The organism is Sulfuricella sp. T08, from assembly GCF_000971475.1.
Taxonomy (GTDB): Bacteria; Pseudomonadota; Gammaproteobacteria; order Burkholderiales; family Sulfuricellaceae; genus Sulfuricella.
The window spans coordinates 38,255-48,085 of record NZ_DF967538.1 but is presented as its reverse complement, the minus strand read 5'-3'; the positions used below and the strand labels follow the sequence as shown (position 1 = coordinate 48,085).

Annotated in this window: 10 protein-coding genes and 1 tRNA gene; 2 read left to right on the top strand and 9 right to left on the bottom strand. The window is 59.0% G+C overall.

Annotation, left to right across the window (positions count from 1 at the left end; translation table 11 throughout):
- On the top strand, positions 1-721 hold a 721-nt coding region (locus SCT_RS09310; RefSeq protein WP_237759648.1), incomplete at its 5' end, for an Mbeg1-like protein.
- A 232-nt stretch (positions 722-953) separates the two neighbouring features.
- On the opposite strand, the gene SCT_RS09305 is transcribed toward SCT_RS09310, so the two are convergent.
- On the bottom strand, positions 954-1,283 hold the full coding sequence (locus SCT_RS09305) for a BON domain-containing protein (protein WP_059422051.1): 330 nt from the start codon (positions 1,281-1,283) through the stop codon (positions 954-956).
- A gap of 604 nt (positions 1,284-1,887) precedes the next feature.
- Between SCT_RS09305 and SCT_RS09300 the strand changes: the two genes are divergently transcribed.
- Complete coding sequence (locus tag SCT_RS09300; RefSeq protein ID WP_059422046.1) at positions 1,888-2,610, top strand: phosphatase PAP2 family protein; 723 nt, start codon at positions 1,888-1,890, stop codon at positions 2,608-2,610.
- A gap of 116 nt (positions 2,611-2,726) precedes the next feature.
- On the opposite strand, the gene SCT_RS09295 is transcribed toward SCT_RS09300, so the two are convergent.
- The 8 genes from SCT_RS09295 to SCT_RS09260 form a co-directional block, all read right to left on the bottom strand.
- Positions 2,727-3,848 carry a hypothetical protein gene (locus SCT_RS09295; protein WP_059422043.1) on the bottom strand — a complete coding sequence of 374 codons (1,122 nt, stop codon included), beginning with the start codon at positions 3,846-3,848 and terminating at the stop codon, positions 2,727-2,729.
- 9 nt (positions 3,849-3,857) lie between these two features.
- Positions 3,858-4,118 carry a DUF2249 domain-containing protein gene (locus SCT_RS09290; protein ID WP_059422042.1) on the bottom strand — a complete coding sequence of 87 codons (261 nt, stop codon included), beginning with the start codon at positions 4,116-4,118 and terminating at the stop codon, positions 3,858-3,860.
- A gap of 82 nt (positions 4,119-4,200) precedes the next feature.
- Positions 4,201-5,058, bottom strand: a complete 858-nt coding sequence (gene prmC / locus SCT_RS09285) for a peptide chain release factor N(5)-glutamine methyltransferase (protein ID WP_059422039.1) — start codon at positions 5,056-5,058, stop codon at positions 4,201-4,203.
- A gap of 15 nt (positions 5,059-5,073) precedes the next feature.
- The gene (prfA, locus tag SCT_RS09280; protein ID WP_059422034.1) at positions 5,074-6,156 is read right to left on the bottom strand and encodes a peptide chain release factor 1; all 1,083 of its coding nucleotides are present in this window, start codon (positions 6,154-6,156) and stop codon (positions 5,074-5,076) included.
- Positions 6,157-6,184: 28 nt separating this feature from the next.
- Positions 6,185-7,435, bottom strand: coding sequence for a glutamyl-tRNA reductase (gene hemA / locus SCT_RS09275; protein ID WP_059422032.1), 1,251 nt, complete (start codon positions 7,433-7,435; stop codon positions 6,185-6,187).
- Between the two features lie 120 nt (positions 7,436-7,555).
- Positions 7,556-7,631: transfer RNA gene (locus SCT_RS09270), tRNA-Phe, on the bottom strand.
- Positions 7,632-7,770: 139 nt separating this feature from the next.
- Positions 7,771-9,132 carry an ATP-binding protein gene (locus tag SCT_RS09265; RefSeq protein ID WP_059422030.1) on the bottom strand — a complete coding sequence of 454 codons (1,362 nt, stop codon included), beginning with the start codon at positions 9,130-9,132 and terminating at the stop codon, positions 7,771-7,773.
- Positions 9,129-9,788, bottom strand: a complete 660-nt coding sequence (locus SCT_RS09260) for a response regulator (protein ID WP_059422029.1) — start codon at positions 9,786-9,788, stop codon at positions 9,129-9,131. Before SCT_RS09260 ends, SCT_RS09265 begins: the two co-directional genes overlap by 4 nt.
- Positions 9,789-9,831: the final 43 nt, after the last annotated feature.

Here is a 9,831-nt window from a genome sequence, read left to right as displayed (position 1 = left end):
CACTCGTTCCCGAGTAGGTCAGTGTATAAACGTGGGTCAAAATTCCATGCAAATCTCTATGGTTAGTGGGTCAGTTTTAAACGCAAATCAACAGAATCCGCCTCCACAGCCAACCCGAACCAGCATTCTGGAGAATATCGGGTTCAAGCAACGAAGATTCTTTGTTTCGCTGGAAACAGGTACTCAAGCCATGTTGGTCGAGTTTGGACGCACATCGCCATTCAGCGTGCTGGTATTTCGAGGCACCGAACAAAACATCAAGGACTACCTCACCGATCTTGAGATCGGTAAATTGTCGTTGGTTAAAAACCAAAAAGATGCGCACGCAGGATTTACGGAAGCGCTCGATTCGGTATGGAGCGAAATTGATGGAGTACTTGCCCAATATAATTGCCCGGTTTTCTATACAGGGCATAGTCTGGGTGCGGCTCTTGCCACGCTGGCAGCAGCACGTCATGCGCCAAGCGCGGTTTACACATTCGGCTCGCCACGGGTTGGCAACCAGGCGTTCATCGCTTCACTCTGCAACGTTCCCATCTATCGGATTGTTGATGATGAAGATGTCGTTACGACAGTCCCTTCAGAATCGCTGGGATTCCGGCATGTCGGGACAGAGTTACTATTGATCGGCCCCAGGCATGAGTTTTCCCTCAATCAAGTTTTCACCCCCCCGAAACCATTAGCCGATCACGCCCCAGTCAACTATGTGGACAGGATATGAAAACCCCTTGAGCGCAATCGATACCGAATCAGCGCCCAGTGCAGAAACGAATAAGTGTTGAACCCAGATAATCCACTGGGAGGCTCTCCAGGCCTACGTGAGCGCTTAGCACCGGGGTATTGCATTTGGAATCGGCAGACATGAAAGGCCAGAGGCACACATCGTCCTCTGGCCATTTTTTCGTAGCGCGAAGCACGCGCCGCGGTCCCTGCATTAGCGTCGATCCGGAACCTTATTTGTCCATCTTGATTTTGAGATCACTCCACACCGATTTCACACCTTCGGTGTTGCGGGCTGTTGCAATCGCCTGGTTAATTTCTTCCTGCGTATTGGCAGTGCCAGTCAACCACACAACACCATCTTTATCAGTATCAACCTGGATATGCTTCATGCTGCCCGGATGATCCGCGGCCAGCTTAGCCTTGATTTTGGCTGTAATTACCGAGTCTTTGACGTACGTCATGGGGTGTGAACGGTCTTTGTCAGAATCGGCGGAATAGGCCGCAATCGGGGCCAGCAAGGTGCCGATGACGAGACATGCTGTTACTAGTTTGGTTTTCATGGTCTGCCTTTTCATTTATTGAGGTGGAGCTACGGATGATCCTGCAATTTTCAGATCTAGTCCGTGCGTTAGCGCACAGAGCACTTTTTAAATAAAGCAGATTGTCGCCAGACGGTTGATATCCATCGATTGAAACTTGATGGGATTAATTGAATTTACATTGCAAGGCCAACTGTAATTCCAAGGAGGTTCATAATTTTACGATCAGTACTTGAGCTTGTTGCATCGCGCTGGCAATGCTCGTTAGGGAAAACCCACCCCACATAAAAACCTGGATCCTCAATATGAGACACAGTCAAAAATGATGGCGCCAAAAATAGGAAATGCATAAGGCGAAGTCTAAAGACAAATGAATATGAGGCATAATAAATTAGAGTAAATGGGATTGGCCACAATTCATCCAGTGGAATTTCCGGGTGAAATCCTTGAAGACAGCTTGCAAGTCGAGTTCACTCGCGTCCCGTTTAATAACTGTTTGGCATTTCACCGACTACCAGGAAGAACAAAAGCTTATGAGTTCCCATCAGTCGCGAGTTGCCCTGAGATTTGATCTTTCAGTTCCCCTGCTCGTTGCTTCATTTGGCAGATATCAAGCGGAGCGCCCATGATTTTCGAGCTGATCGAAGACATCGCGAAGCTGGCTCTTATTGTCGCCTGCCTTTATTTCGTCCTGGGTGCTTATGTGTGCCGCAAGCAACCTTCATGGTACGAACCGCTCGAGAAGCGCCGATTGACCACGATATTGGTGCTAGTCCTCGCGGCATTCGCAGTTAAAGTGAGCGAAGATGTGCTCGGTGGAGAATCAGGTCCGATCGACAAGATTATCTTGCTTTTCATCCATAATCACGTTCCGAGCACACTATCCAGATTCTTCGAAATGGTCACATTTACTGGATCATCATGGGTTCTGTTTCCGCTCGCGGTCGTGACGACAATCGCACTTTTGTGGGCAAGGCATCGCTTCGAAGCGCTACTTGTTGCAGCTTCGGTGATCAGCGCTACGATAGCGATTTACGTTATAAAAATGGTGGTTGGCAGAGCTCGGCCAGCGCTCTGGGACACGGATTGGTATTGGGGCTCCAGCTTTCCCAGCGGACATACCCTAGCCGTCGCCGCGTTCGCTACAGCCGCCGTTCTTTGCGTGAGTCGAATCAGGCCGGCGTCGCGCAACCTCGCGCTGTCACTAGCAATCTTATGGATATCTCTTGTCGCCATTTCGCGTCTGGTACTTGGTGTGCACTGGCCGACTGACGTATTGGTCGCCACGTGCATCGGAGCGTTTCTGCCTCTGGCAATAAGCGTTGTACTTGAGTTACGTTATGCCTGACGACACGCGCCAGAAGATCTTCTCCCACGGCAGTTGAACTTGGACATTGCTGGATTGATCTAAATTTGGCCTTGGTTGATAAGGTTACCTCATCATGAATGCGTGTAATGCTCCAATCAGTCGCCCCGGCTAAGCAGGGTTTTGGCCGCGCCGATCAGCTGTAGCAGGAACAGTGCGAGCGCTGCCACTGCCAGTATCATCCCGGCGCGCCAGCCGCAGGCAAGAATCAGGCCGCCGCCAATAAACATCAGGCCGCGTATCCCGCCGCCCCACTGCAGTCGTTGCCGTATTTGGCTGTGCCAGGCGGTTTGCGGGCCGGGTTTTAGCCATACCGGCAGCAACTGGCTGACTGCGCCGGTCACCAGCGGGAACAGGAAGGCGAGGATGAAGGCATGAGCGCTATCGCTGGGGAGGAGTACACCGGCAGAGTGCAGGATTCCAAACAGCAGGGCGGCGGCAAATCCGGTCAAGGCCGCGGCGAGCGAGGGCACTGCGCCATGCGCATGCAGAATTTCAGCGCGATACAGCGTGAGCCAGGCCATCCCCATCCGCAATACCGGCAGCACCCACAATAGCGTGCCTAGCCATGCCAGCGGCGCGAACCAGGCGGTCCCGACTGCGATCAGCAGGGTGCCGCCCAGCGCCCATTTCAAATCCTGCCGCAACCGGGTTGCGGCTTGCGGATCCAGTCGCCCGACCGCCGTGGGCAGCAGCACCTGCAGGGTGGCGATGGCGGTCAGCCCAATGAAACCCAGGGTGTTGAGATGAAGATGCAGCCGCTTCAGCGCCAGCCGCTGCTCCGGCCAGATTGCCATGGCGGCTACCGCCGCCAGCGCCAGCATCAGGCAGGCGATAGCGGCGAGGTACCAGTACAGGCAGGGATGGGGTTTGCCCAGGGCTGATCGGCCGCGACTGGCGATCCAGCCGGCAAACGCGGCAGCAGCGGCTAGCGCGAGCAGCGCGGCGAAGTAATAAGCCTGACTGGGTGCGATAAAGGAGAAAACGGCAAGCGCCCCTGCCGCCAGCGCCAGCAAGGGGATTGTGTGCACGCCGGCGGCGGGCGCGCCGCTGCGCGTCAGTACCGGCACGAAATGGCTCATTGCACCCAGGATCAGCGGCATGACGCCCGCAGCCAGGGCGAGATGGAGGTGTGCGGCTGGAGGCAGGGGCTGGAACCAGGCCAGGATGACGGCGCCGGCAAAGCTTGCCAGCGCCGTCAGTGCCAGCGTAACCAGCATGCCGGCTCTCTACTTACGGGAGAAATCGATCACGATCTGGCCGGGTTCGCGGGCGACGTACGCAATTTCGATGGCGTCACCGTAGCGCTCCATCAATTGAGCGAGCAGCGGCAGCGGGTCATGGTCGTTGACGAAGCGCATGGTCTCGCCCGGATGCAGCGAATCCAGCGCGCCGAAGATGGCGGCATGGCGGAAGCGCTTGGCAACGCCGCGGGCGTCGAACGGGTAGCGCATGTCAGGGGAAATGATGTTGGCGCAGTTGTGGGACATTTTTGGGTTCCTTATAAAACAGTTAATCGGAGGCTAATGTCCGACTATTTTAATAAGATGTATTAAAAATGCAAGTTACAAATCAAGGCGTCCATAGGCCATAACTCACGCGCTCGATGCCGGCCAGATCGGCGGCCGAGTCAACTCGCTCGAAGCCCGACTGGACCAGCAATTTGCGGCACGCCGCCGCCTGGTCGTAGCCGTGTTCGAACTGCAGCCAGCCGCCGGGCTTGAGGTGGGCGACGGCACCCCGGATGATGGTGCGGATGTCATCCAACCCATCCACGCCTGAGGCCAGCGCGGCGGGGGGTTCGAAGCGCACATCGCCCTGTGTCAGGTGAGGGTCGGCGGCGGCGATGTAAGGCGGGTTGGAAACGATCAAGTCGAATTTCTCTTCATCCAGGGCGCTGTACCAGTCGCTTTGGGTCAGGCGCAGGTTGCCGGCACCCAGTCGTTGCGCATTTTCGCGCGCGACTTCCAGCGCTGCGGCGGATTGATCCACCGCAACCACTTCAGCCTGGGGGCGGTGTCGTGCCAGCGTTACAGCCACCGCGCCACTGCCGGTGCCCAGATCCAGCACTCGGCAGGGGTGGTCGGCAGGCAGGCGTTCCAGTGCCAACTCCACCAGCAGCTCTGTTTCCGGGCGCGGGATCAGCACCGCCGGGGTGACCTTGAAATCAAGGCTGTAGAACTCACGTTCGCCGAGTATGTAAGCGATGGGCTCGCCGCCGAGGCGGCGATGCAGCAGGGCGGCGAAAGCCGCGGTCTGTTCCGGGGTGAGGGGGTCACGGTCATGAGCGACCAGCCAGGAGCGGGGTTGCTGGAGTATATGGCAGAGCAGAATTTGCGTTTCGAGCCGGGACTCGCGCTGGTCGAGATATAGCGCAGCACCAAGCGCATCGGCGCCTTGCCGCAGATTGGTGTCCAGAGTGGCGGGCATAGCGCTGGCGGGTTGCTATTCTTCCCCGCCCAAGGACGCCAGCAGCTCCGCCTGATGTTCAGACATCAGCGCACCGACCAGTTCATCCAGGTCGCCGTCCATGATCTGATCGATCTTGTACAGGGTAAGGTTGATGCGGTGATCGGTGATGCGCCCCTGCGGGAAGTTGTAGGTGCGGATGCGTTCGGAGCGGTCGCCGCTGCCGATCAGCGATTTGCGGGTGGCGGCTTCCTTGGACTGGCGTTCGCGCAGCTGCATATCCATGATGCGCGCCGCCAGCACCGACATCGCCTGCGACTTGTTCTTGTGCTGCGAGCGGTCGTCCTGGCACTCCACCACAATGCCGGTAGGCAGGTGAGTAATGCGTACCGCCGAATCGGTCTTGTTGATGTGCTGGCCGCCCGCGCCCGATGCGCGGTAGGTGTCGATCCTGAGGTCGGCGGGGTTGAGATTAACTTCCGCCAGTTCGTCCGCTTCCGGCATGATGGCGACGGTGCAGGCTGAAGTATGAATACGCCCCTGGGTTTCGGTCGCGGGTACGCGTTGCACGCGGTGGCCGCCGGACTCGAACTTGAGTTTGGAATAGGCGCCCTGGCCAATAATCTTGGCGATGATCTCCTTGTAGCCGCCCATCTCGCCTGGGCTTTCCGACAGGATTTCCACATTCCAGCGCTGCCTTTCGGCGTAGCGCGCATACATGCGGAACAGATCGCCGGAGAACAGGGCCGATTCGTCGCCGCCGGTGCCGGCGCGGATTTCCAGGAAAATATTGCGTTCGTCGTTGGGGTCCTTCGGCAGCAGGAGCTTTTGCAGGTCGATTTCAATCTGCGCGAGTTGCTCCCTGGCGCTATTGGCCTCGTCTTCGGCAAACGACTTCATCTCCGGGTCGGCAAGCATCTCCTGGGCGGTTTTCAGATCCAGTTCGGCTTGCTGGAAGCGCTGATAGAGTTCGACTACCGGCGTGATTTCAGCGTGCTCGCGGGTGAGGCGGCGATAGTTATCCAGGTCCGACGTGGCGTCGTTGCTGCTCAGTCGCTGGGTTAATTCAACCAGGCGCTCTGCAAGCTGATCGAGCTTGGATTGGATGGATGGTTTCAAGGGGAAGTCTTTGGGTTATTCGTGGGGATTATTCGGGGTGAATGTGATACAGACGGCGCAGCAGCGCTTCGAGCTGGGCGCGGTCTTCTCCGCTGGCATGGTTGAGAGCGTGGCTGGAGTCGTGCAGGAATTTGTTGGCGAGTGCACGGCTCATCTGTTCGAGCACTTCGCGCGGGTCTTCTCCCTTGTCGAGCAGGCGCTGGGCGCGTTCCAGCTCGTGGCGGCGCTGCCGTTCGGCGTGGTCGCGCAGGGCGCGGATGGTGGGCACGACGCTGCGCGTATCCATCCAGTGCATGAAATCTTCCACCTGAACCTCGATGATCGCCTCGGCTTCCTCGGCGGCCAGTTGACGATTGCCGAGACCGGCTTCGATCACTTGGGCGAGGTCGTCCACGGTGTAGAGGAACACGTCGTCCAGCTCGCCGACCTCGGCCTCGATGTCGCGCGGCACCGCCAGGTCCACCATGAATATCGGCCGGTGCTTGCGCTGCTTGATGACGCGCTCGACCAGGCCTTTGCCCAGAATCGGCAGGGGGCTGGCGGTGGAGGTGACGATGATGTCGTGGGTGGCGAGGTGATCCGGCAGTTCGTTCAGGGTAATGGCGCTGCCGCCCAGTCGCAGGGCCAGCGCGCTGGCGCGCTCCAGGGTGCGGTTGGCAACGGTGATGTGCTTGGGGTGCTGCGCCGCGAAATGGTTGGCGCACAGCTCAATCATCTCGCCCGCGCCGATGAACAGGACGCGCTGCTCGCTGATTGAGGGGAAGATGCGTTCCGCCAGCCGTACCGCGGCGGCGGCCATGGAAACGCTGTTGGCGCCGATCTCGGTCTGGGTGCGGACTTCCTTGGCAACCGAAAAGGTACGCTGGAACAGTTTGTGCAGCAGTGTGCCCAGGGTGCCGGCTCGTTCGGCGGTGTTCACCGCCTGCTTCAGCTGGCCGAGAATCTGGGTCTCGCCCAGCACCATCGAATCCAGCCCGCTGGCGACACGGAAAGCGTGTTTTACCGCCTCGCTTTGCGGCAGAGTGTAGAGGTGTGGCGCGATCGCCTGCGGCTTGATGTGGTGGTAATCCGCCAGCCATTCGATGGCTTGCTGTGGGCTGTCGGTGTTGCAGTAGATTTCAGTACGGTTGCAGGTGGAAAGAATCGCTGCCTCTTTTACCGGGTGATGGCCGACCAGGTCGTGCAGCGCCTGTTCCAGGGTTTCAGCATGGAAGGCGACCTGTTCGCGAACTGCCAGGGGGGCGGTTTGGTGATTGATTCCGAGGGTGAATAACTGCATGGCTCAATTGTGCCCTTTTCGCCGCAGGCTTGGCAAGGAGCGAGGCCGTTCGATGAGGCAGCCCCCCCATCATGGTGACCAAGGGCAAACCCCCAGGGGGTTTTTATTCACTACAAATTCTGGTGGCCCGGGGCGGAATCGAACCACCGACACAAGGATTTTCAATCCTCTGCTCTACCGACTGAGCTACCGGGCCGTGCTATTTAAGCGGGAACTGATTTTACGTCGGAATGATAGATCAAACCAGCTAAAACCGAAGCGCGCTATTAAAGCGTTAAACCGGGCATTAGTCAAGAACAGATTGGCGCGCGCCTGTCTGCCCAGGTTGCAAAGGGTTAATGGGAAAGGGGCGGGAATTCGGCGCTCACCCTGAGTCCGCCGGCCGCAGTGCCACGGGAAAAGGCAATACGGGCCCGGTGAATTTCCGCAATCCGCAGGGCGATGGATAACCCCAGCCCGACGCCCTCGGCCTGAGTTGGGTTGAAGCGGCTAAAGCGTTGACCCAGCTGGGCGAGTTGCTCGTCTGGCACGCCTGGGCCGCTATCGCAGACTTCAAGTTGCTGCGCTGAATTTTTCAGGATTCTTATCGCCACAATGATATGCCCCCCTACGGGCGTATAACGGATGGCGTTGTCCAGCAGGTTGCGCACCAGCACACGCAGAAGGTCAGGCGAACCTGAAATGGGCGCGGTGTCTTCCCCATTCAATTCCAGCTCGATATTTCTGGCGAGTGCCTCGGGCCCCAGTTCGGCGCAGCATTCGCGGGTCACTGCGGCAAGGTCTACCGGTTCGAGGTGAGTCGAGGCGGAAAGCTCATCAAGCCGGGCCAGTGTCAGCAACTGCCCGACCAGATGGCTCATCCGGTCAGTCCCCTGCAATGCCTTGTGCAGGCTTTCCAGGCGTTCCACCGAATTCTCGGTCAGCATGGCGGCCTGTACTTGCGCCCGTAACGCGGCAAGCGGGGTGCGCAGTTCGTGCGAGGCATCGCTGGTGAAACGCCGCTCGTTCTCCAGGGTTGCGGCGACACGGGCGAACAGGCGGTCGAGCGCTTCGATTACCGGCGCGATTTCGGTCGGGCTGTCTTCCAGGCGAACCGGGTCGAGCCGTTCCGGCGAGCGCTGTTGCAGTTCGTGGGCCAGCTTGCGCAGCGGCTGCAGGCCGAGGCGGATGGCGATCAGCGCCGCGATAGCCAGCAGCGGGAGGCCGAACAGGAAGGGCTGCAGGTTATGCCAGGCGACTTCCCTGGCGAGATCGTTGCGCGCCAGATCGCTTTGGCCGACGATTACTTCCAGTTCGCGGCTGGGGTCGCGCTGCCGGTAGTAGCGCCAGCGTTCCCCCTGCAATTCGCCATGGCTAAAGCCCTCTTCCGGCAACGGGTCGGGCAGCACCGACGTGGATTTGCCGGAATGCAGGAGCAGGCGAGGCTGGTCATGTTCTGTGCTCCAAACCTGGAAGGCCAAACTGCGTTGGTATTTGTGGGCGATCGGTCCGTTGCTTGCGGTTTCGTCGTCGTCGGCATGGATGGCGACGGCTAGCAGGGTCTGGCCAAGTTGGGCGAGCTGGGCATCGAAGATTTCGTCGGCTTCGTGCAGGGCATTGTGGTAGCTCTGGATGCCCGCAGCCAAGCCGAAAATCAGCACAGCGGCCAGCATCAGGCCGATCAGCCGGATTTGCAGGGAATGCTGGCGGAGGCTCATGGCCGCTCCACGCTGTAACCGATGCCGCGCAGGGTGCGGATGAAACCGGCGCCGAGCTTCTTGCGCAGGTGGTGGACGAAGACTTCGACGGTGTTGCTGTCGACGCTGTCACCCCAGCCGTACAGGCTTTCTTCAAGCTGCGCGCGGGTCAGGACGCGGCCGGCGTTCTGCATCAGCTGTTCGAGGATGGCGAATTCCTTTGCCGATAATTCAACCGCCTCGCCTTCCCGCCAGGCCTGGCGCGCGGCCGGGTCGAGCTCTATGGCGCCGATGCGCAGGCGCGGCGCGGCATGGCCGCCGGAACGGCGAATCAGCGCGTGCAGCCGTGCGGCCAGTTCTTCCATGTCGACCGGTTTGATGACGTAATCGTCGGCGCCCAGGCTGAAGCCCTTGAGCTTGTCCGGCTTGGTGTCGCGCGCGGTCAGGATCAGCACCGGGGTGCGCAATCCGGCTTCCCGTGCCGAGTGCAGCACGGCAAGGCCGTCGAGCTGCGGCAATCCGAGGTCAAGCACTACTGCGTCATAAGCCTCGCTGGCCAGGGCGTGCTCCGCCTGTTTGCCGTCGCGCAGCCAGTCGACGGTGAAGCCCAGGTGGCCAAGGCTTTTCCGCATGCCGTCGCCAAGCAGAAGGTCATCCTCGACCAGAAGGACTCTCATCGCAGTGCCTTTACAGCTGTTTTCAGTCCATTAAGCATCGGTT

What these genes read in the sequence shown, in the direction of transcription:
- SCT_RS09305 (WP_059422051.1), bottom strand. Translation starts at nt 1,283, where the DNA reads ATGAAAACCAAACTAGTAACAGCATGTCTCGTCATCGGCACCTTGCTG.
- SCT_RS09300 (WP_059422046.1), top strand. Translation starts at nt 1,888, where the DNA reads ATGATTTTCGAGCTGATCGAAGACATCGCGAAGCTGGCTCTTATTGTC.
- SCT_RS09295 (WP_059422043.1), bottom strand. Translation starts at nt 3,848, where the DNA reads ATGCTGGTTACGCTGGCACTGACGGCGCTGGCAAGCTTTGCCGGCGCC.
- SCT_RS09290 (WP_059422042.1), bottom strand. Translation starts at nt 4,118, where the DNA reads ATGTCCCACAACTGCGCCAACATCATTTCCCCTGACATGCGCTACCCG.
- prmC (WP_059422039.1), bottom strand. Translation starts at nt 5,058, where the DNA reads ATGCCCGCCACTCTGGACACCAATCTGCGGCAAGGCGCCGATGCGCTT.
- hemA (WP_059422032.1), bottom strand. Translation starts at nt 7,435, where the DNA reads ATGCAGTTATTCACCCTCGGAATCAATCACCAAACCGCCCCCCTGGCA.
- SCT_RS09265 (WP_059422030.1), bottom strand. Translation starts at nt 9,132, where the DNA reads ATGAGCCTCCGCCAGCATTCCCTGCAAATCCGGCTGATCGGCCTGATG.
- SCT_RS09260 (WP_059422029.1), bottom strand. Translation starts at nt 9,788, where the DNA reads ATGAGAGTCCTTCTGGTCGAGGATGACCTTCTGCTTGGCGACGGCATG.